Source organism: Sphaerisporangium viridialbum, assembly GCF_049674955.1.
Taxonomy (GTDB): domain Bacteria; phylum Actinomycetota; class Actinomycetes; order Streptosporangiales; family Streptosporangiaceae; genus Sphaerisporangium; species Sphaerisporangium viridialbum.
Genome location: NZ_CP187232.1, coordinates 410,810 through 430,342 on the forward strand (window position 1 = coordinate 410,810; position 19,533 = coordinate 430,342).

General features: G+C 69.3%; 24 protein-coding genes. 11 read left to right on the forward strand and 13 right to left on the reverse strand.

What is annotated here, in order from left to right:
* Positions 1 to 103: 103 nt before the first annotated feature.
* Positions 104 to 1,063 (reverse strand): glycosyltransferase family 2 protein, encoded by a 960-nt coding sequence (locus tag ACOZ38_RS01855; RefSeq protein WP_424528327.1) that lies wholly within the window; start codon positions 1,061 to 1,063, stop codon positions 104 to 106.
* Positions 1,060 to 2,730, reverse strand: a complete 1,671-nt coding sequence (locus ACOZ38_RS01860; RefSeq protein WP_424528329.1) for a carbamoyltransferase family protein — start codon at positions 2,728 to 2,730, stop codon at positions 1,060 to 1,062. The genes ACOZ38_RS01855 and ACOZ38_RS01860 overlap by 4 nt, the downstream gene beginning before the upstream one ends.
* A gap of 200 nt (positions 2,731 to 2,930) precedes the next feature.
* Between ACOZ38_RS01860 and ACOZ38_RS01865 the strand changes: the two genes are divergently transcribed.
* A complete protein-coding gene (locus tag ACOZ38_RS01865) occupies positions 2,931 to 3,509 on the forward strand; it encodes a D-glycero-alpha-D-manno-heptose-1,7-bisphosphate 7-phosphatase (RefSeq protein WP_424528331.1) in 579 nt (192 codons plus the stop codon).
* A complete protein-coding gene (locus ACOZ38_RS01870) occupies positions 3,506 to 4,549 on the forward strand; it encodes a glycosyltransferase (RefSeq protein WP_424528333.1) in 1,044 nt (347 codons plus the stop codon). The genes ACOZ38_RS01865 and ACOZ38_RS01870 overlap by 4 nt, the downstream gene beginning before the upstream one ends.
* A 190-nt stretch (positions 4,550 to 4,739) precedes the next feature.
* Here the strand turns inward: ACOZ38_RS01870 and ACOZ38_RS01875 are convergent, their stop codons facing one another.
* Positions 4,740 to 5,234 carry a hypothetical protein gene (locus ACOZ38_RS01875; protein ID WP_424528335.1) on the reverse strand — a complete coding sequence of 165 codons (495 nt, stop codon included), beginning with the start codon at positions 5,232 to 5,234 and terminating at the stop codon, positions 4,740 to 4,742.
* A 266-nt stretch (positions 5,235 to 5,500) separates the two neighbouring features.
* Between ACOZ38_RS01875 and ACOZ38_RS01880 the strand changes: the two genes are divergently transcribed.
* Positions 5,501 to 5,968 carry an SAM-dependent methyltransferase gene (locus ACOZ38_RS01880; protein WP_350845742.1) on the forward strand — a complete coding sequence of 156 codons (468 nt, stop codon included), beginning with the start codon at positions 5,501 to 5,503 and terminating at the stop codon, positions 5,966 to 5,968.
* Between the two features lie 14 nt (positions 5,969 to 5,982).
* Here ACOZ38_RS01880 and ACOZ38_RS01885 read toward each other — a convergent pair whose 3' ends face one another.
* Genes ACOZ38_RS01885 through ACOZ38_RS01895 form a run of 3 tightly spaced genes read right to left on the reverse strand, consistent with a single transcriptional unit; the run spans position 5,983 to position 7,265 of the window.
* Positions 5,983 to 6,630: a DUF6879 family protein gene (locus ACOZ38_RS01885; RefSeq protein ID WP_424528337.1), complete on the reverse strand. Its 648-nt coding sequence runs from the start codon at positions 6,628 to 6,630 to the stop codon at positions 5,983 to 5,985.
* Positions 6,627 to 7,043, reverse strand: coding sequence for an ATP-binding protein (locus tag ACOZ38_RS01890; protein WP_424528339.1), 417 nt, complete (start codon positions 7,041 to 7,043; stop codon positions 6,627 to 6,629). Before ACOZ38_RS01890 ends, ACOZ38_RS01885 begins: the two co-directional genes overlap by 4 nt.
* On the reverse strand, positions 7,044 to 7,265 hold the full coding sequence (locus tag ACOZ38_RS01895; RefSeq protein WP_424528341.1) for a hypothetical protein: 222 nt from the start codon (positions 7,263 to 7,265) through the stop codon (positions 7,044 to 7,046).
* 503 nt (positions 7,266 to 7,768) lie between these two features.
* Between ACOZ38_RS01895 and ACOZ38_RS01900 the strand changes: the two genes are divergently transcribed.
* Together ACOZ38_RS01900 and ACOZ38_RS01905 are read left to right on the forward strand one after the other, a co-directional pair.
* The gene (locus tag ACOZ38_RS01900; protein WP_424528343.1) at positions 7,769 to 8,590 is read left to right on the forward strand and encodes a helix-turn-helix domain-containing protein; all 822 of its coding nucleotides are present in this window, start codon (positions 7,769 to 7,771) and stop codon (positions 8,588 to 8,590) included.
* The gene (locus ACOZ38_RS01905; RefSeq protein WP_424528345.1) at positions 8,581 to 8,793 is read left to right on the forward strand and encodes a DUF397 domain-containing protein; all 213 of its coding nucleotides are present in this window, start codon (positions 8,581 to 8,583) and stop codon (positions 8,791 to 8,793) included. The genes ACOZ38_RS01900 and ACOZ38_RS01905 overlap by 10 nt, the downstream gene beginning before the upstream one ends.
* A 156-nt stretch (positions 8,794 to 8,949) precedes the next feature.
* Here the strand turns inward: ACOZ38_RS01905 and ACOZ38_RS01910 are convergent, their stop codons facing one another.
* The gene (locus tag ACOZ38_RS01910; protein ID WP_424528347.1) at positions 8,950 to 10,050 is read right to left on the reverse strand and encodes a hypothetical protein; all 1,101 of its coding nucleotides are present in this window, start codon (positions 10,048 to 10,050) and stop codon (positions 8,950 to 8,952) included.
* 258 nt (positions 10,051 to 10,308) lie between these two features.
* Between ACOZ38_RS01910 and ACOZ38_RS01915 the strand changes: the two genes are divergently transcribed.
* Positions 10,309 to 10,755 carry a hypothetical protein gene (locus ACOZ38_RS01915; protein WP_424528349.1) on the forward strand — a complete coding sequence of 149 codons (447 nt, stop codon included), beginning with the start codon at positions 10,309 to 10,311 and terminating at the stop codon, positions 10,753 to 10,755.
* A gap of 106 nt (positions 10,756 to 10,861) precedes the next feature.
* Here ACOZ38_RS01915 and ACOZ38_RS01920 read toward each other — a convergent pair whose 3' ends face one another.
* On the reverse strand, positions 10,862 to 11,185 hold the full coding sequence (locus ACOZ38_RS01920; RefSeq protein WP_405143448.1) for a hypothetical protein: 324 nt from the start codon (positions 11,183 to 11,185) through the stop codon (positions 10,862 to 10,864).
* Positions 11,186 to 11,533: 348 nt separating this feature from the next.
* Between ACOZ38_RS01920 and ACOZ38_RS01925 the strand changes: the two genes are divergently transcribed.
* Positions 11,534 to 12,145 carry a hypothetical protein gene (locus tag ACOZ38_RS01925; protein WP_424528351.1) on the forward strand — a complete coding sequence of 204 codons (612 nt, stop codon included), beginning with the start codon at positions 11,534 to 11,536 and terminating at the stop codon, positions 12,143 to 12,145.
* A 53-nt stretch (positions 12,146 to 12,198) separates the two neighbouring features.
* On the opposite strand, the gene ACOZ38_RS01930 is transcribed toward ACOZ38_RS01925, so the two are convergent.
* Positions 12,199 to 12,990 carry a glycosyltransferase family 2 protein gene (locus tag ACOZ38_RS01930; protein ID WP_424528353.1) on the reverse strand — a complete coding sequence of 264 codons (792 nt, stop codon included), beginning with the start codon at positions 12,988 to 12,990 and terminating at the stop codon, positions 12,199 to 12,201.
* A gap of 131 nt (positions 12,991 to 13,121) precedes the next feature.
* Here ACOZ38_RS01930 and ACOZ38_RS01935 point away from each other — a divergent pair, with 131 nt between their 5' ends.
* The 3 genes from ACOZ38_RS01935 (at position 13,122) to ACOZ38_RS01945 (ending at position 15,557) form a co-directional block, all read left to right on the forward strand.
* Positions 13,122 to 13,910 carry a CPBP family intramembrane glutamic endopeptidase gene (locus tag ACOZ38_RS01935; RefSeq protein WP_424528355.1) on the forward strand — a complete coding sequence of 263 codons (789 nt, stop codon included), beginning with the start codon at positions 13,122 to 13,124 and terminating at the stop codon, positions 13,908 to 13,910.
* Positions 13,911 to 14,030: 120 nt separating this feature from the next.
* On the forward strand, positions 14,031 to 14,828 hold the full coding sequence (locus ACOZ38_RS01940) for a polysaccharide deacetylase family protein (RefSeq protein ID WP_424528357.1): 798 nt from the start codon (positions 14,031 to 14,033) through the stop codon (positions 14,826 to 14,828).
* A gap of 165 nt (positions 14,829 to 14,993) precedes the next feature.
* Positions 14,994 to 15,557, forward strand: coding sequence for a type 1 glutamine amidotransferase domain-containing protein (locus ACOZ38_RS01945; RefSeq protein ID WP_424528359.1), 564 nt, complete (start codon positions 14,994 to 14,996; stop codon positions 15,555 to 15,557).
* A gap of 99 nt (positions 15,558 to 15,656) precedes the next feature.
* On the opposite strand, the gene ACOZ38_RS01950 is transcribed toward ACOZ38_RS01945, so the two are convergent.
* On the reverse strand, positions 15,657 to 16,013 hold the full coding sequence (locus ACOZ38_RS01950) for a nucleotide pyrophosphohydrolase (RefSeq protein WP_405143460.1): 357 nt from the start codon (positions 16,011 to 16,013) through the stop codon (positions 15,657 to 15,659).
* Between the two features lie 158 nt (positions 16,014 to 16,171).
* Here ACOZ38_RS01950 and ACOZ38_RS01955 point away from each other — a divergent pair, with 158 nt between their 5' ends.
* Positions 16,172 to 16,870 carry an HNH endonuclease family protein gene (locus ACOZ38_RS01955; protein ID WP_405143462.1) on the forward strand — a complete coding sequence of 233 codons (699 nt, stop codon included), beginning with the start codon at positions 16,172 to 16,174 and terminating at the stop codon, positions 16,868 to 16,870.
* A gap of 4 nt (positions 16,871 to 16,874) precedes the next feature.
* On the opposite strand, the gene ACOZ38_RS01960 is transcribed toward ACOZ38_RS01955, so the two are convergent.
* The 3 genes from ACOZ38_RS01960 to ACOZ38_RS01970 form a co-directional block, all read right to left on the reverse strand.
* On the reverse strand, positions 16,875 to 17,498 hold the full coding sequence (locus ACOZ38_RS01960; protein WP_424528362.1) for a DJ-1/PfpI family protein: 624 nt from the start codon (positions 17,496 to 17,498) through the stop codon (positions 16,875 to 16,877).
* A 12-nt stretch (positions 17,499 to 17,510) separates the two neighbouring features.
* On the reverse strand, positions 17,511 to 18,476 hold the full coding sequence (locus ACOZ38_RS01965; RefSeq protein WP_424528364.1) for a GlxA family transcriptional regulator: 966 nt from the start codon (positions 18,474 to 18,476) through the stop codon (positions 17,511 to 17,513).
* A gap of 232 nt (positions 18,477 to 18,708) precedes the next feature.
* Positions 18,709 to 19,413 (reverse strand): HAD family hydrolase, encoded by a 705-nt coding sequence (locus tag ACOZ38_RS01970; protein ID WP_424536945.1) that lies wholly within the window; start codon positions 19,411 to 19,413, stop codon positions 18,709 to 18,711.
* Positions 19,414 to 19,533 lie beyond the last annotated feature (120 nt).

Here is a 19,533-nt window from a genome sequence, read left to right on the forward strand (position 1 = left end):
CGGGCGGCCCTGGCCCCCGGCGCGGCCCTGGCCCCCGGCGCGGCCCTGGCCCCCGGCGCGGGCGTGGCCCCCGGCGCGGGGCCGTCCCCTGGTGTGGTCCCGGTCACCGGCGCACCCGCAGTTCTCCGCGGAGGCGGTGCGCGCAGGCGGCGGGTGGGATGATCACGCTGGTGACGGCCATCCGCAGGATCTCCTCGGGAGTACGGGGTCCGGGAGCGAGCCGAGCCCAGACGAACTCGGCGGTGAGCACGAGCCAGCCCACCCCGGCGGCGGCGCCGAGAACGGGAAGGCGCCGGGTCCGCCGGGCGGCGTCCCCGCGGAGGCCGGCGGCCGTGAGCAGCGCGAACGACGCGAGCCCCAGCGCGGTGGTCACGGCATGCTGTGACAGGCGCCCGGGAACGCCTCCCACGGCGGCCCGCCAGCCCGTTCCGTGGACCCGCCGCATCAGCGCGTCGTCGGCGTTGCCGCGCTGGGCGCGCACGCTGGTCCAGAAGCCGTCGTCGCGCACGGGATGGCTGGTGACGCGCCTTCCCTTGGCGAGCCCGTAGCCCGCCTTGAGCAGCCGCAGCGCGAGGTCGGCGTCCTCGCGGTAGGCGTGCGGGAAGCGCTCGTCGAAGCCGCCGACGCTCTCCAGCGCGGAACGCCGGTAGGCCATGTCCGCCGTGGCCCAGTCCGCCCACATCAGGCCGGCCGTGTTCCGCTCTGCGTCGGTGGGCCGTCGCCCGGCGGGCAGCCGCACCTTCAGCCGCCCCTGGCACCCGGCGACGTCCTCGGGGAGGTCGGCGAGGTCGGTGAGCAGCACTTCCTTCCATCCGGGCGACGGCACCACGTCGTCGTCCAGGAAGGCGATCCATGGCGTCCCCGCGGCCCGCCAGCCGAGGTTCCTCGCGGCGGCGGGCCCCTGACCGCCAGTACGCAGCACCCGTACGCCGCCAGGAACCTTGAGCGACGGGTAAAACCGGGGCCGGTCGTCCACCACGATGACGTCGAGGTCCGGGTCGAGCGCGTCCAGGATCCGGTTGAGGCTCCGCCGCCCGATGGTGGGGATCACGACGGTGATCATGAGGCGACCACCTCCTCCCGGCGCACCAGGTACGGTCCGATGGCCAGCACGTCCACCGGCGAGGAGCCGAAGCACTCAAGGGCGTCACGCGGGTCGTCCACCATGGGCCGGTTCGCGGAGTTGAGGCTGGTGTTGACCAGCACAGGGAGCCCGGTGCGGGCGCCGAACGCGTCGAGCAGCCGGGCGAGCAGCGGATCGGTGGCCCGGTCCACGGTCTGGACGCGCGCCGTCCCGTCGGTGTGCAGCACCGCGGGGATACGCTCGCGCCATTCTGGCCGTACGTCGTGGACGAACAGCATGTACGGGCTCGGCAGCGGACCGCGCTCGAAGATCTCATGGGCGCGCTCGGCGAGCACCATCGGCGCGATCGGGCGGAACTGCTCGCGCCCCTTCACGTCGTTGAGCCGCTCGGTGTTGGCGGCGGGGCCGGGATGGGCGAGCAGTGAGCGGTGCCCGAGCGCGCGCGGGCCGTACTCCGACCGTCCCTGAAACCACGCGACGACGCGGTCGGCGGCCAGCTCGGCGGCCACCGCCCCCGCCAGGTCGGCGGGCCGCGTGCAGGGGACCCTCGCGGACGTGAGCCACGCGGACAGCTCCTCGTCGCTCCATCCCCGGCCGAGGTCGACGCCGGTCATCGGCGCCACCGGCTCCCCGTGCAGGTGCGACAGGTACAGCGCGCCGCCGAGCGCGGTGCCCGCGTCGCCCGCCGCCGGCTGCACCCAGATCCCGTCGAACGGTCCATCGTTCAGCAGCCGGGTGTTGGCCACGCAGTTGAGCGCGACCCCGCCGGCCATCGTGAGGCACCGCTCGTTCGTACGCTCGTGCAGCCACCCGGCGAGCTCAAGGAGCACCTCCTCCAGGCGGGCCTGGACGCTGGCGGCGAGGTCGGCGTGGTCGGCGGTCCAGCGGTCCCGCGTCGCGTGGTCGTCCCTGGTCAGCGCCTTGGCGTAGCCGCCCCAGTCGACCGGCTCCACGCGGAAGCCGCCGTCGCCGGTCGTGTAGATGAGTTCACGCAGCTCGCCGAGGTGGCGTGGCTCGCCGTACGCCGCGAGCGCCATCACCTTGTACTCGTCGCTGGACCGCAGGAAGCCGAGGTGCGCGGTGACCTCCTCGTACATCAGGCCGAGCGAATGCGGAAGCTCCTGTGCGGCGAGGACGGTCAGCTCGCCGTCCCGGTAGTGCCCGGCCAGGTGGGACACGGCCTCGCCCCGGCCGTCGCAGACCAGCACGGCCGAGTCGCGGTACGGCGCGGCCAGCCCGGCCGACGCGGCGTGGGCCACGTGGTGGGGCACGTAGCGCACCTGCGCGGAGTCCAGGCCCGGCAGCGCGGTGGCGAGGAACGCCGGGGCGCGGCGCGCGTAGGTCGTGCGGAGCTCTTCCCAGTTCTCGTCCAGGCCGTGCTCGGCGGGGCTCTCCAGGTCGAGCCGCACCAGCTCCGGGTCGTAGGAGTACGCGACGCCGTCCAGGTCCTCGGGTCGCAGGCCTGCCTGCGCGAGGCACCACGCGGCCGCCTGTTCGGGCAGTTCCCACGCCGAGAAGGGCACCGGGCGCTTGCCATGCTTGCGGCGGCTGAACCGCTCTTCCTCCGCGGCCGCTACGACCTCTCCGTCCACGACCAAGGCCGCTGCCGGATCATGAAATATGGCGTTGATCCCCAGAAACCGCATCGGCTTACCTCCGTTGGGCCGCGGGAGTCTGGTTACCGAGAGGAGCGACTGCCAAACGCGGCTTTGCGTATAAGTCGAGGTAGAGAGGCGGGAATCTTGAACTTTGTCACGCTAAGTAATGGATGGCGGGGTTTTGTCGGCCGACAGCCCGGGTAGCCAAGGCGTGGGGGAACGACCCGCGGAGGTGCCGCTTGTCGAGCATGGATCACCCGCCGGCCGCGGTGCTGTTCGACCGTGACGGCACGCTGATCGAGGACGTGCCGTACAACGCCGAGCCCGCGCGCGTCGAGGCCGTGCCAGGAGCCCGCGAGGCGCTCGACCGGCTCCGCGAGGCCGCCGTGCCGATCGGCGTGGTCAGCAACCAGTCGGGTGTCGCCAGGAACCTGATCGCCCCGGCCGCGCTCGCGGGCGTCAACGCGCGCGTGGAGGAGCTTCTCGGCCCGTTCGACGTCTGGGCGGTGTGCCCGCACGAGGAGGCGGACGGATGCGCGTGCCGCAAGCCGGCGCCCGGCCTGGTCCTGCGCGCCGCGGCCACCCTGGGCGTCCGCCCCGAAGACTGCGTCGTGATCGGGGACATCGGCCGTGACATGGAGGCCGCCCGCGCGGCGGGGGCGCGGGGCATCCTCGTGCCGACGGCCCAGACGCTGCCCGCGGAGGTGGCCGCGGCCTGGGAGGTCGCCGCCGATCTGGGCCTCGCCGTGGAGATGGCCCTGTGCTCGCGTCGCTCGCCCGGCTTCCCGCCCGCTGCTGATGACCTCCAGGTTCGAGGCGTTCGATGAGGATCCTGTTCTGGCACGTGCACGGGTCGTGGGCCACGGCGTTCGTCCAGGGCGCCCATGACTACGTCGTGCCGCTGACGCCGGACCGCTGCCCCGACGGCCGTGGCCGGGCGCGGACGTACCCCTGGCCCGACACCGTGCGCGAGGTGCCGTGCGAACGCCTCGCCCGCGAGGAGTTCGACGTGGTCGTGCTGCAGCGGCCACACGAGATCGAGCTGGCGGAGCGCTGGACCGGCCGCCGCCCCGGCCGGGACGTGCCTGCGGTCTACGTCGAGCACAACACCCCGGCCGGAGACGTCCCGCACACCAGGCATCCGCTGGCGGGCCGCGGCGACATCCCCCTGGTGCACGTCACCCACTTCAACGCGCTGTTCTGGGACTCGGGCCTGGCCCCCGTCCACGTGATCGAGCACGGGGTCGTCGACCCCGGCTACCGCTACACGGGTGAGCTGGCACGCGCGGGCGTCGTCGTCAACGAGCCCCTCCGCCGTCGGCGGGTGGCCGGCACCGACCTGCTGCCCGGCTTCGCGGCGGCCGTCCCGCTCGACGTCTTCGGCATGAAGGTGACCAGCCTCCCCGCCGACCTGGGCACAACCGGCCTTCCCGCCGGGCCGGGTACAACCGGCCTTCCCGCCGAGCTGGGCTCGGCCGGCCTTCCCGCCGGGCCGGGTACGGCCGGCCGGGTCGCCGTCCACGAGGACCTGCCGCAGTCCGCGATGCACGCCGAGCTGGCGCGGCGCAGGGTCTACCTGCATCCCTACCGGTGGACCTCGCTCGGGCTGTCCCTGATCGAGGCGATGCTCCTCGGCCTGCCGGTCGTCGCGCTCGCGACCACCGAGGCCGTCGAGGCCGTGCCACCGGAGGCCGGGGTGGTGTCGACGCGCCCGGCCACGCTGGTCGACGCGCTACGAGCCTTCGCGGACGACCCGCCGCGCGCACGCCAGGCCGGAAAGGCGGGACGTGCCGCCGCCCTCGCCCGGTACAGCCTCGAACGCTTCCTCACGGACTGGGACGACCTGTTCCGCGGCCTCGTGCCCTGACATCCTGACGTCGGTGGTTCACCTGCCGTCCGGTGAGGTGAAGGGTTGGGTGGGCGACACACGGCTCAGCCGTCAATCCCTTGCCGGGTGGGCGAACATCCAAATGACCCGACGTCCTAGACCTTGCCCGGTCATGGTGGTCGGGCTGTCGCTCTGGCGCGCGTGCGGCAGCGCGAGGCCCGGCTCGGGGTCAGAAGCGGCGGTCGCTCCACATGCGCGCGTCGGCGCAGACACGGATCTCGACGATGCGGCTGATGTGCCGCCCCCCGCACCGATCGCCCGGCACCACGAGGTGCGGCCCCTGCTCGTCCAGGTCCCGCCCGTCCATCTGGACGGCCACGAGCACCTCCGCGTTGCCGAACTCGGGATCGATCTCCCCCCACGACAGCACCGCGTGGTGACCGTCGCCTCCCAGCACCGACACCAGGAACCGCAGCCGGTCCTTGCGCCCGGAGGCGTCGAAGGTCGGTTCGGCCATGCGGGCCACGTCCACCAGCAGCGGACCTGCGAAGTGGTGCCGCCGGACCCCCGAGGTACGGCAGAGGAACGTCGCCTCCGCCTGCCGTTGCGGCATGGCCCGCAGATCGGCCACGCTGAGCTCGCCCGGCGCTCGCAGGTCACCCGCCAGGCGCATCCGCGCGCGGGGAGACACGCCATCCGTGAGGTCGATCAACGTGGGCTGCATCAGCCCCTCCTCGCCACCAGGCCACGCACATGCGACCGTTTAACACAGCATGCCCTCCCCTTGACTAAACCACACCCATATGCCAGTTAAAAGCGGCTTAGCTATTGCATATCTAAGGGGCATCTAGCCATTTGCCTCGCATGCGCCTGACCTGGCGACGGTGTAGGTGCGTCCTCGCGCGCTACGCCCTCGCCTACCAGGCCGCACTCCACCTCGCCGCCATCCTCATCTGGGCACGCCGCTGGCAAAAGCGATAGAACCTTGCCATGCCAAGCTTCGAGGTCACACCGATAGGTACAGTCCGGAACAACCGAACGGACGTCCAGCACACGGACAACTGGGGTGCCGTCCGCAGCACGATCACCATCGACGAGCGCTTCGGCGAGGCGTGCCTCCAGGGTCTGGAGGGCTTCTCCCACGTGGAGATCCTCTTCATCTTCGACCAGTTCCCGGAACACGACGACTACCGTGAACCCCGCCCCTACCGCGGCCGCTCCGACCTCCCGCCCGTTGGTGTCTTCGCCGGCCGCGGCCCCCGCAGACCGAACCGCATCGGGGTAACGTGCTGCGCCATCGAATCCGTCCACGGCCGCGAACTGACGGTGGTGGGCCTCGACGCGGTCTCCGGCACCCCGGTCATTGACCTGAAGCCGACGATGGCGGAGTTCCGCGCGGTGAACATCAAGCAGCCGGAATGGGTCAGCCGCCTGATGTCGGAGTACTTCCAGCCGTAAACGGCCCCCGCCAACTAGCCCTTGAACGTCTCGGTATGGGAGCCGTACTCGGGAAGCAGGGCGCGCATCTCGTCGGTGATCCGGGGTGGGGGCAGCGGCGCGATCTCGCGCTCGTAGTAGGCGAGCAGCTCCTCGCCGCGCTCGTAGATGCCCCTCACCAGCTCCAGCCACGGCCCGACCATCGCGGGGTCGGTGACCCGTCGACCGCCGAGGTGGCCGCCGATGTCGTCGTACAGCACCTCGTACAGCAGTGAGTCCGACAAGACCAACAGCTCAGGCAGTGGGTCCATATCGCGCACGGCCTCCACCGGCAGCACTCTGACCCGCTCTCCCGCGCCTACCCTGGCCGCCAGCACGTGCATTTCCCACTGCACGTACGGCGTCGGCGGTCGCTCCACGATCCTCACGCGGTGGACGGGGGGCCGGACCGTGTAGAAGTCCTTCAACGCCGCGCCCATCTCGGCCGCGAGCGCCAAGGCCGCGCCCCAGTCGCCGTTCATCATGGCCCGCCAGCTCGCCACGTCAGGCTCATAGAAATTCTGCGCCCGCTCCAGCTTCCACAGCGGCCCCGTGGCCGCCTCGAAGGCCGCCCCGAACTCCTCGTTGTAGTCCTCAACCGGCAGGACCACACCTGCCCTGCCTAAGGGGTGCGCGCTGCTCATGCCTGCTCCAATGATGTCGAAAGACGCCATCGGCCCCAGACGGTCTTGCCAGGAATGTCGGGGAGCGGGGTGACGCCTGCTTCGTGGGCAAGGGCTTCGACGATGGTCAGTCCTCGGCCGTGGATGGCCTCGATGCCGAGGTGCAGGTGGTGAGGCCGTTCGGGACCGTGGTCGGTGACCTCGACACAGAGCCCGTCCGCTCCTGCGGACATGGAGAGCCTGACCGGGGGCCGTCCATAGGTGATCGCGTTGGCCAGCAGCTCCCCGACCACCAGGACGACGTCATCCGCGAGGTTCTCGAAGGCCCAGGTGGTGAGAATGTCCTTCACCATGCCTCTGGTCTTACCCACCATCGACAGATCGTCCGGCACGTCCCAGCCGACGGTACGGGGACCGTCCGGCGTTTCTGGCATTCAGGGCTCCTCGGGCTGGTGCTTCGGGGTTCTTACCGGGACGATGCACTCGGCCTCGCGTATCAGGTCACGGAGGTCGTCGGCGGTGCGTGCATGGACGATCAGAGGTTCGGGCGCGGGCCAGGTGGCGACGGCGTAGAACCGTCGCGTGCCCACGCCGTACCAAATGGCCCACGCGGGCTCGATCTGGTCCAGTCGCCGGGCGGCGGTCTGTTTGGGCATGTCCCACCGTTGAGGCTCGGCCTGCGCGCACGGCACCCCTCGCCGGTGCCGTCCGCGCGCTCGCGCCTCGGTATCGCGCCTCCTCATGCCGCCGCCCCGTCTCGATGAGGCCGGCGTCTGCTGAACGAGACACCCCGAGCCCGGAAGTATTCGTCGCCCGCACCCGACCGGACTGCCCGATCACTCGCCAACCAGTGACGAGCCTGTTTCGGATGGGTAGATGAACTTTCTGCCTGGTGACGCATCCATGTCGTTTCGGCGGCCATTTTTTACCTCTCTTATCCGGACATAGTTGGTGAATCAGGGTGCGCAATGAGCGCGGCACGGGTCTAAGCGATACATGGTGTTCTGGGACGGGGGCGGTACTTGTCGAAGCCCTTCACAGAGTGCCTGTGGCCAGCTAAGTTGTGCAGCGAAAGTTCCCGTACATTTCCGAGACACTTTGTAGTGAGCCTGTGCTATTTGTGCTCCGGTGTAGCGAACCCCCGACGAACGGAGGCGAAATGTCCGTTCCAGCCGCGCGCGACTCAGCGGTGAAGTCCCTGGCCCTCTTTGGTGCCGAGCTGCGGGAATATCGAAAAAGGGCGGATCTCTCCCAGGAGCGCTTAGCGGAAATCATTCAATTCAGCATGAGCCTGGTCGGCTTCATCGAAAGAGGGCAGCGGACGCCTAGTCGCAACTTCGCGCAACGCTGCGACGACGCCCTGGCGGCGAACGGGGAGATCATCCGTCTGTGGACACAGGTCACCCGTTCGGCAAGCCCTCAGTGGTTCAGGGGGTGGCTCGACATCGAGCAGGAGGCACACACCCTGCACACCTGGCAACCGCTGTACGTTCCCGGACTTCTGCAGACGGAGGATTATGCGCGGCTGGTGATTCGCGGCGAGCCTGGCCTCACGGATCAGCAGGTGGAAAAGCTCGTGGAGGCGCGAATGCAGCGACAGGAGATCTTCGCCCGTACCATCCCGCCGATGTTCCGGGTCGTGTTGGACGAAGGCATTCTCCAACGGCCGATCGGCGGCAAGAAGGTCATGCAGCACCAACTCAAACGTCTCATAGAAGCTGTAGAGTCCCCGAGGATCTGCATTCAGGTGAGCCCCCTAGCGCTAGGAGCCACTACAGGGCTGCTCGGCGGATTCGTGATCGCGCAGCTTCCAGGAGGTGCGGATACGGTATATATCGACTCCGCGACTCACGGACACGTGACAAATCGGCTAGAAGATGTCGAGGCCGTCTACAGCAGGTACGACACCATACGAGCTGAGGCGCTGCCCCAGCATGTCTCGATCGAGTTGGTCAGAGAGGCGAAGAAGCTATGGACCTGAGCGACGAACTGAAGACCGCAGCCTGGCGCAAGGCCACAAAGAGCGGATCGAATGGCGGCGACTGTCTAGAGGTTGCTCCGCTGTCCGGTGGCAGGGTCGGCTTGCGGGATACCGAGGCTCCCGAGCAGGCGCCTTTCGTCGTAAGCGCCAGCGTGTGGGATGCCTTCCTCGATGGCGCGAAGAAGGGCGAGTTCGACTTTTAGCCTGGTGGCGGAGACATCGAAGAGCCCCCGGCAGTGGCCAGGGGCTCTTCAGCGCACGAGTGCTGTTCCGGTGGCCCGCTTGAACCCTGTCGACCCATTGTCACTGCTGGTCAGCCCTGCTCGCCGGCCCCGAAGTGGTGGTGCATGTCCGCGGATTCAACCGGGGTGGCGAACGTCGATGCGCATCGCCTCGTTGAATGCGGGGTACCCGGGCAGCGGAGACACGTTCCACTCGCTCGCCACCTTCGCCAGGAGGAGTCGCATCGTTTCCGCGAACTCGGGGAAGTCGTTCAGGGTGCTCGCCATTTCCCAGCGGTGGGTCAGGAGTTGACGCATCGTCGGGGTGGGGTGCCGGGTCGGGTGCAGTGGTTTGTCGTCCGCTGTGCGTGGGAGCAGGCGTACCGTCACGTCCACCGTCCAGACGGCGATGGCCTGGCGTACCCCGGCGTGCCACACGGCGTCCTCGGCCAGCGCCGGGTATATCGCGGTGACCTCCGCGCGGTAAGCCTGCTCGATCTCCTCCGCCAGCCCCGGTGGCAGGACGAAGACGCACCAGCAACTGGAGAAGGGCATCCGGCAGTACGCGGCCGTCATGAAGACCGACTGGAAGCACGCGCCCTCGAAGTCGATCAGCCGCAGCCCGTCCACAGTGAGCAGGTTGTTGTCGGGGCAGGTGTCGCCCGGGGTGAAGGCCGGGTACTCCTGCCCGCCGGCCGTCCCGATGCGCGCCAGTTCCTCGGGCAGCCCCGGCGGCACCGCGATGCCGGACGCCGGTAGGAGAGTGAGCAGTTCGGCCGCGTTCCGCGCGATCCACGGCTCCTCGCCCCAGGACAACATGCCCTTGTCGTACGCGGTCCACAGGCGTGCGAGGTCCGCACGTCGATGTACCGATCCGGCGGCCAGCCGTCCCAGCCCGCGCGCCCAGGTGAGCAGGCCGTCCACGGCGGCCTTCGGATCGTCCCCGAGCAGTACATCCGCCAGCGTGGGGGCGTGGCCGAGGTCGTTCATCACCACCAGGGGAACGGAGGCGTCCACACCCAGCAGCTCAGGACCCGCCAACCGCAGCGACAGCCCGGCAGCCTCCGCCGTGAAGGCGCGAAGTGCCTCCGGCTCCGTGGTGAACGCCTTGACGATGACGCTGCCACCCTCGGCCGTACGGCACCGCAACACCGAACTGCGCGAGCTCCCACCCAGATCGACCGGGTCAAAGAGCTCCACCCCGGCTACCTCACCCGCGGCCCGCAGAATCGCCTCCATCCCGGCATCCTGGCACCACCGCATCGGCCGGTGCCTCCCATTAATCCGCCGGAAGCGCACTCGGGTGGATGGGGCAGGCTTCGAATGAGCCTGCCGCGTCTACTGGAAGGTGATCGACGCGCAGGGACAGGCACGGTTCCCGCTCAGGCGCCCGGCTTTCCTTGACCTGCAGATTCATTTGTCCAAAATTCAAACGGCAGCCTTGGACGGGCTTCGGACAAAGATCCCTTGGTTGGTCGGCGGGCCACGTGCCACGATGTGGATATCCCGGATTTCCGTTTCGCCGGGATATCGCCGGACGCGACGCTTAGCTTTCTGGATCGCGAAGCGCCGCAATCCGTCTACGAGGGGAAATCAACCATGAATAAGGTAACTCGATCGCTGGTCGTAGCGGCAGGTGCGATTGCCGTGCTGGCGCCGTTCGGCGGCGTCGCCCAGGCCGCGGATGCGAGTGCGTCCACGGTCAGGGCCGCGAAGGTGGTTTGCAACGCCCCCGGAACCGGCAAGACCACCGTCTGGGGCAAGTGCCAGAACAAGGGCAATGCGACCGGTAAGGCGCGTCTGGTTTATTGGTGCGTCAATTTGATCGGCAACGGCTCGAAGCAGTACAAGACCGGGTGGAAGAACATCGCACCTGGCAAGACGGTCAAGTTTGTGGGCGAGTGCACTTTCAAGGCCCGTAACCCTTATTTCCAGATCGGCTGACTTCACCCGGCCTAGCAGGGCGCGCCCATCGCGGCGAAGCCCTGCGATCCTGGCCAACGGACGCGGCGAGCGCCCCCTGCGCGGGTGGTGGCGCTCGCCGCCTTTGCTACGTCTCGGGGGCCCCTGCCGCGTCCACGAGATCGGTGAGGCTGGGCGGCTCGGGCCTCCACCACCTGGCCGGTAGCCTGATCAGACCCTGGAGCACGGCCGCCGCTCCGGCGCCGGGCGCGACGAAGTGCTCAGGCGAGAGGGTCGAGGGCGGGTCGACGAGCAGGCGGATGGAACCGGCCAGCAGCACCAGCCAGCCGACCATCATGACGAGCTGGCGGAGCAGGCCCGACATCTGCCTGAGCAGGCCGGTCGTGGCCCTGACGACCTTGGATGCCTCCTCCAGCCTGCGCACCAGCTTCGGCTGTCTCGATCTGACCAAGTGACCCACCCCCCACCAAAATGATCTTTGATCCCTTTGGTGGGCTCGCTAGCGCAAGCAATATCAACTTCTCGAAGGCCTCGCAACCGATACCGCGCGCCGTGGCCAACTCTTCGAAGAGGAGTTCGAATTCGCTCGCACCTCTTTGCCTTGCGTTTTCAAGGCGATCAGGAAGCCCTCAAGAAGACAGCTTGATCGCCTTGGAACGCAAGTCCAGGCCAAGGGCCTCTTGCCAATACCGCCTGCCGCCTGGGCTCCTCCAGGGGCGTTGGCCCTCCACCTCTCAGCTCCGTCTCAGACGCGCTTCGCCATACTGGCGCCCGGTCTAGAACACGTTCGGGGGAAACCGTGGCAGTCGTGGAGGAAGATGCGCAGGTCACTGGCCTGCCCGGCGCAGCGGCGAAGAGGGTCCGCGTCAGCATCGTGCTGGGTGCGTGGGGCCTGTTCTACACCTGTTATCGGGCCTACTACGCGCTGGGCGGGACCGTCGGCATGTTCGGCACACCCGTGTCGTATCAGCAGTGGCGGATGGTCAACGCGTTCGGGGCGGGCATCCTGCTGGTAGCCACGGTCCTGCCGGTGGCGACGCTGCCGTTATGGCGCCGGTCCCACGGGCGACGCGTCCTGCTGGCCATGTGCTGGGCGGTGACGGTGGGGTGCGTCATGCACGCCCTGATCAACGGCATTCAGCGGGCCCTGAGCCTGGCCGGCGTGATGCAGCTGAATCTGCCGTTCTGGACGACGATCGACCATCGCACGGCCGATCTTCAGGATCTCCTGTTCAACGAGCCGTGGTTCCTGGTGGAAGGACTCCTGTGGGCCTGGCTCGCCTTGTCGAGCCTGAACGCCGGCACAGCGAGACGCCGATGGCTGATCAGCGCCGGGGTCGCGATCGCCGTCCTCACCGTGATCGGCATGCTGAGCACAACCGGGGTGATCGGCACTTTCATCGTGGGGTAGGCCCGCGAGAAGGCTTCCTGATCACCTTGAACGCGAGCTTTGCCGTCGGGAGGTCAGGCGGCGGCGTGCTCCGAGATGGTGCCCACCGGCCGGCTCTGGGCGGCGGTCGTACGGCGGGTGCGCTCGCGCAGGATGGTCTTCAGCACACGCCAGCCGTCGCGCACGGCTCGCAGGTTGCTGGTGCCGTGGATGCGGCAGTGCTCGTGGCTCGGGATCTCGTGGATGGCGAGACCGGCCTGGGCCGCGCGTACGTTCATGAGCGTCTCGATCTCGAAGCCGTCGCAGTCGAGGGCCAGCGCGTCCAGGTGGCGGGCCCAGAAGGCGTTGTACCCGTAGCAGAGATCGGTGTAGCGGGTGCCGTACAGCACGTTGGTCAGCGTGGTCAGCAGCGTGTTGCCGAGGGACCGGGTGAGGCTGATGTCGTCCGACCCCGCGCCGGAGGCGAATCGCGAGCCCTTGGCGAAGTCCGCCCCCGCGACCAGTGCGGACACGAAGCGGATGATCTCGCGGCCGTCGGTGGACCCGTCGGCGTCGATCATGACGATGATGTCGCCGGTCGCCGCCGCGAAACCCTCGGTGAGGGCGTTGCCCTTGCCCCTGCCCGTCTGCGTGACGACGCGCAGACCCGGGCGCAGTGCCCTCGCGACGGCCACCGTCTCGTCGGAGGAGTTGCCGTCGACCAGCACCACCTCGTCGATCCAGTGCGGCAGGGTCGCGAACACGTGCGGCAGGTTCTCCGCCTCGTTCATGGCGGGAACCACCACGCTGACCGTGGCTCCGATGGCCAGGTCCCCGCTGACCCGGGTGTACTTGCCCTGGGACGTGGTGATTCCATACGTCGTCATGCGCACAGTGTGGACGCGCCCGCCTGCACGCGACTTAACACCTCCTTGCAAGACCATGACCATCTTCTTTTCAGCCGGCTGTCAAACGGGAGTCTCGGACGCGCCGTTAAGTGGCGGTCTACGCTGCGGGCATGCGCGACTCTCCGCCCCTGCCGGCCGTCGACACCCGGGCGTTCACTCCCCGGCTCATCGGAGCCGAGATCATCGTCGTCTTCGCCGTCTCGCTCGGGGCCAGCGCCCTCCGGTCGCTGGTCTCACTCATCGGGTCGCTGACCGCTCCCCAGGCGTTGAAGGGCCAGCACGCCGTCCTCGTCGGCACGATGGCGCCGGGACGGCCCTGGCTCGATCTGACGCTCCAGCTCGTCGGCATCGCCGTCTCCGTCGCGCCCGTCGCCCTGGTGGCCTACCTTCTCGTCCGGTCCGGCGAGTCGCTGCGCACCATCGGGGTCGACCGGCGCGAGCCCGGGCGTGACCTGCTGCGGGGCGCGGTGCTGGCGGCCGTGGTCGGCGGCACCGGGCTCGCCTTCTACCTCACGGCGTTCCACGCGGGCATCAACCTCGACGTCGTGCCCGACCGGCTTCCCGACACCTGGTGGCGGGTGCCCGTCCTGCTCCTGGCCGCCCTCCAGAACGCCGTGCTCGAAGAGGTGATCGTCAGCGGCTATCTCCTGCACCGGCTGGCCCGGCTCGGCTGGAGACCGTGGCGGGCGGTGGCGGTGTCGGCGCTGCTCCGGGGTTCCTACCACCTCTACCAGGGCTTCGGCGGCTTCATCGGCAACCTCGTGATGGGCCTGCTGTTCGGGCGGCTCTACCAGAGGTGGGGGCGGGCGATGCCGCTGATCGTCGCGCACACCCTGATCGACGCGGTCGCCTTCGTCGGGTACGGCCTCCTGCGTGGCCGCGTGACGTGGTTACCGTGATCGGTTCCGTAACTATTACCGCATGGTAGCCATGACGCTTCTGCCGGTTATACCGCATGGTTACCGTCATCGCTCCTGTCGGTCAGTCAAATCATCGAGGCACCTGGGTAGCGTGAGATTGTGGAGGAAAGCGAGGTCGGCCGCCGCCGAGCGCTGTGGGCTCTGGGTGCTTTGACACTTGCGTCCCTGGTGGTGGGTGATGCCGTCCGTTCGTCCTCGCGGGCGCCGGCCGCCGCGCCGGCGCGGGCGCGCACGGTGGTCCACCCACCGGTCGCCCCTCCGCCCGCCGCGTGGACCCCGGTCAGGCTGAGGGCCCGGCACCAGCCCGTGCACAGCCTGTACGACCTGACCCCCGCCGCGCCGGGGAACGCCATCGCGCTGACGATCGACGACGGTCCGCATCCGGAGTGGACGCCGAAGATGCTCGACCTCCTCGCGGAGCACGACGTACGGGCGACGTTCTCCCTCATCGGCATGCAGGTGCAGCGGTTCCCCCGTCTGGCCGAGCGCATCGTCCAGGCCGGGCACCAGCTGTGCAACCACACGATGCACCATCCGATCCCGTTCAACCGCCTGCCTCCCAAGCGGATCACCGCCGAGATCGTGGAGGCGCAGGGGCGCATCTCGGACGCCACGGGGGTCGCCGCCAGGTTCTTCCGGGCACCCGGTGGTTCGTGGTCGAGCCGGGTGGTCCACACGGCCGACGACCACGGCATGATCCCCATAGATTGGGACATCGATCCCCGCGACTGGTCCCGCCCCGGCACCCGCCGCATCGCCCAGAGCATGCTGGCGTGCCGGCCGGGGGCCATCCTGCTGTGCCATGACGGGGGCGGCGATCGTTCCGAGACGCTCCGGGCGCTGCGCACGGTCATCCCCCGTCTCAAGCACCGGGGGTTGACCTTCGTCTCCCTCTGAACGCTTTTGCGCTGGTCAGAGCCAAGAGCGAAGGTGGCCGGGGCTAGCATGGGAGCTGATTCCAGAGGGCGTCGAAAGTGGAGGCGGGTCGCCCCGTCTCCCCGCCGCCGACGGGTCGCGGACTCCGCCACGGCGTGGACGCCAACCCAGCGGAGGAGGAGTCGCATGGCTCACGAACTTCAGGGCCGGAAGGTGGCCATCCTGGCGACCGATGGCGTCGAGCGAGTCGAACTGGAACAGCCGCGAGGGGCGCTATACGGAGCGGGCGCGAAGAGCGAGCTGCTGTCGATACACCCGGGCGAGATCCAGGCCCGCCAGTGGGACCTCAACGCCGCCGGCACGTTCGCCGTCGACCGGCTCGTCTCGGACGCCTCGGTCGGCGACTACGACGCGCTGCTCCTGCCCGGCGGCACCATGAACCCCGACCAACTGCGCATGAACCGCGACGCCGTCCGCTTCGTCAAGGATTTCGTGGCCTCGGGCAAGCCCGTCGCGGCGATCTGCCACGGTCCGTGGACGCTGCTGGAGGCCGGCGCCGTACGAGGGCGCAAGCTCACTTCCTGGCCGAGCATCCGCACGGACCTTCGCAACGCGGGGGCGGAGGTCGTGGACGAGGAGGTCGTGATCGACGGGCAGCTCACCACCAGCCGCTCGCCCGCCGACCTGCCCGCGTTCTGCAAGGCGATCGTGGAGCAGTTCGCCCGGTCCGAGCACCGGGTCCCAGGGTAGCCAGGGGCATCAGCTCCGGGCATGTGTCCTGACCTGCCGGAAAGGACGCGCACCGTCACCGTTCTGGCAACCTAGGTTGACACACGTCCAAGTGTCAACCTACGGGGGCAGTGGTGGAGCCTTCCTCGCGGAGCCCCGGTAGAGCTCCGGGTCGTAGCGCCGCTCGTTCTGGTCGAGCTTGGCGTGGGCGGCCTCCACCACATCCACCTGAAGCACGTCGGCGAGCCGGACGAGGTAGTTCGTCACGTCGCCGAGCTCCGACCGCACCCGGGCGAGCGTCTCCTCGTCGAGGTTCGCCGCCTCGGCGGGGGTCAGCCACTGGAACTCGGCGACCAGCTCGCCGACCTCGCCCGCCAGAGCCATCGCGAGGTTCTTCGGCGTGTGGAACTGCTCCCAGTCGCGCTCGCGGGCGAACTCGCTCAGCCGGGCCGCCAGCCGTTCCACCTTGTCCGTCACGCCTCACGACCTTATCGGCGGCTCCGGCGCCAACCGTCACCGTGTCCGCCCCTGGCCAGTTCGGTGTCAATCAAGATATTTATGGGGATTGATAGAGCGAGTCATCACCCGTACATGCCCGGGAGGCGGCGCTGAGCACGCGCGGGACGGTCGCCGTGGTGGCGGGGGCCATAATGATCGTCTCCCTCGCCGCGCGCGAGAACACCCACAGCCCCACGCGGGTCGTCCAGCGGGCGAGCCCGTTGCTGAACCCGGACGGCACCAAGCCGGGGCTGGTGCCCATCACCTCCCATCCCGACAGGGCGATGGCCATCAGGTTGATCAAGAAGGTACGGGTCGGGGTGCGAGGCTCCAAACAGGGCTACACGCGCGCCCGGTTCGGCGAGAACTGGGCGGACACCGCCAAGGGCATCCCGTATGCCCGCAACGGCTGCCGCACCCGCGACGACCTGCTGGCGCGCGACGGCGAGCACCTCAGATATCGCAGCGGATCGCACTGCGTCGTCGTCGCGATGACGCTGGAGGACCCCTACACGGGCAAGACGATCCAGTGGCGCAAGCGCGACGCAGACCGCGTGCAGGTCGACCACGTGGTGCCGCTGTCGTACGAATGGCAGATGGGCGCCTCAAGGTGGAAGAAGGCCGAACGCGTGCGCATCGCCAATGACCCCCTCAACCTCATCCCCGTCTACGGCCCCGTCAACGAGGCCAAGGGCGGAGCCGGTCCCGCGTCCTGGCTCCCGCCGGTACGCAGGATCCGCTGCGCCTACGTCGCCCGTTTCGCACAGGTCGTGGTCAAGTACGACCTCCCGGTCACGAGGGCCGACAAGGCCTCGATGCTCGCCCAGTGCCGCTAGACCTTCAGACGCGTCCCGAGGTGAGCAGGTCCTTGGCGGCCTGGGGGGCCTTGGCCGGGGATCCGGCGTCGAAGGGCGGCTGCGGGTCGTACTCGATCGCGAGCTGGATCGCCTCGGCCGTGGTCCGGTCGGTGAGCCGCGCGGCGAGCGCGAGCGCCATGTCGATGCCGGAGGAGACGCCGGCGGCCGTCACGATCTTGCCCTGGAACACCACCCGTTCCGCGGTGTAGGCGGCGCCGAAGGACTCCAGCAGGTCGACGGCGCTCCAGTGGGTCGTGGCTCGCAGACCCCGGAGCAGGCCGGCGGCCCCGAGCAGCAGGGATCCCGTGCATACGGACGTGGTCCACGTCGTCGCCGCGTCGATGCGCCCGATCCAGCCGGCCATGGACTCGTCGTGCAGCAGCTTCCTGGCCCCCGGGCCGCCGGGGACGAGCAGCACGTCGCATGAATCGATGTCGTCCAGCGCCGCGTCGGCCGTGATGGCCAGCGTGCCCGCACCGTCCCGTACCGGCCCGGTGCCGGACGCGGCGAACACCACCTCGGCGCCGGGGACCATCCGGAGCACCTCGTACGGGCCGACCGCGTCGAGCGCGGTGAATCCTGCGAAGAGCGGTATGACGATGCGCATGGCGAGGTCCTTCTAGTCGGAGCCGCGTACGGCGAAATGGCTGCGGTACTGCCCCGGGGTGATCCGGAGAGCCCGCTTGAAACAGCGGTGCATGGTCTCGGCCGTGCCGAACCCGCACGCTCTCGCGATGGCCTCCACCGTCGTGCCGGTGGTCTCCAGCAGCCGCCGGGCGGCCTCGACGCGGGCGGCCTCCACGTACGCGGCGGGGGTGCGCCCGGCCTGCGCGGTGAAGACCCTGGCGAAGTTGCGCTCGCTCATCCCCGCGCGGGCCGCGAGCACGGGCACGGTGAGGTCCGCCGCCAGGTGCTCGGCGATCCACTCCTGCACCTCGCGCAGCGGCGTCCGCGCCGGTCGCTGCGCGGCGAGCTGCGTGCTGAACTGCGCCTGGCCGCCGGGCCGCTGGACGAACATGACGAGCTGCCGCGCGATCGTGCGGGCCACCTCGGCGCCGTGGTCCTCCTCGACCATCGCGAGGGCCAGGTCCATCCCGGCGGTGACCCCCGCCGACGTCCAGACCTTCCCGTCCCGGACGAAGATCGGATCGGCCTCGACCGACACGTCGGGATGCTCGCGGGCGAGGAGATCGCAGCTCGACCAGTGGGTCACGGCCCGCCTTCCCGCGAGGAGACCGGCCCGCGCGAGGAGGAAGGCCCCGGTGCAGACCGAGGCGACCCGCCGCGAGCGCCGCGCCGCCGAGGCGAGCCACTCCATGAGGTGGTCGTCGGCGCAGGCGGCGATCGTGCCGCGCCCGCCGACGGCCACGAGGGTGTCGATGGGCCCCTCACACGCGTCGATCGTCGTGGTCGGCGTGATCGTCAGCCCGCCCCGCGACCGGACCGGGCCCGCCACCGCCGCGACCGTCTCGATCACGTACGCGCGCGCCAACCGCCCGGCCTGGGTGAAGACCTCGTGGGGGCCGGTCAGGTCGAGGATCTGGAAGTCGGGGAAGAGGACGAAGACGACACGGCGCGCTGTCACCCCTCCATGGTCTCGGCAGGCCGGGCGTGGCGGCAATGACATAGATATGACGATTTCTGCCATCGGAAGGCCACGAATTAGCCGCTACGCGCTGCGCCTCTAAGGGTGCTTCAAGGTCATCTCGACCGGTGACCGAAATTGATCATCCGAGGTTATTTCAAGGTCATTTAGGACGCGCCGCGCCTGACGAATTCAAGGTCATTTCGGCGCCGGCGACAGGCCCGCGAAGTCTCTAGGAATCGCTGACCGCGAGGATCGCGCGGACCACGGCCTCGGTGTCGGAAAGATCGTCGAGTATGAGCTCCGCGCCCGCGTCACTCAGCGTCTCGCGGTCGCTAGACCCGGTCGCCACGGCCACGACCCGGGCGCCGCCCAGGTGGCCCGCATGCACATCGTGACGGGTGTCGCCGATCAGGACGGTGCTCGCCGAGCCGAACGCCTGGCCGTACTTGCCGGTCGCCCGGCCCTGCGCCAGCCGTACCAGCTCGGGGCGCTCCTCGTGATCCATGCCGTAGGCGCCGACCTCGAAGTCGATGAAGCGGTCGAGGTCGAGGGCGGTGAGCTTGCCGATGGCGATCGGCTGGATGTTGCCCGTGAGGACGGACTGGACGACGTCGTCACGGCGGGACAGCGCCTCCAGCGCCTCCCGCGCGCCGGGCAGGACCCGGCCGTGCTCCCTGACGGCCGCCTCGTAGGCCGTGAACGCCTCGGCCAGCGCCGCGCCGAAGGAGTCGAGCAGGTCACCGGACGCCTCGATGCCGTGCATGCGCAGTGTCTCGACGGTGATCGCCCAGTCGGTGCGGCCTGCCATGTCGGCGACATGCTCCAGAGGCCGCTTGACGATCACCTGGAAGGCGTCGGCGTACGCCTGGCGGCCCGCGCCGGCGGCGTTGATGAGAGTGTGGTCGATATCCCACAGGACGAGGGTGCGCGGCATGCTCACCGCCCGAGCATACGGAACGCCCCCGCCCCCGGCTCCCGCCCCGCCACCCCCTGTGGAAAACCGGACCGCGCCTCGCCCGGCGCCCCACCTGCGGCGTCGAGGCGCGTGTCGCGC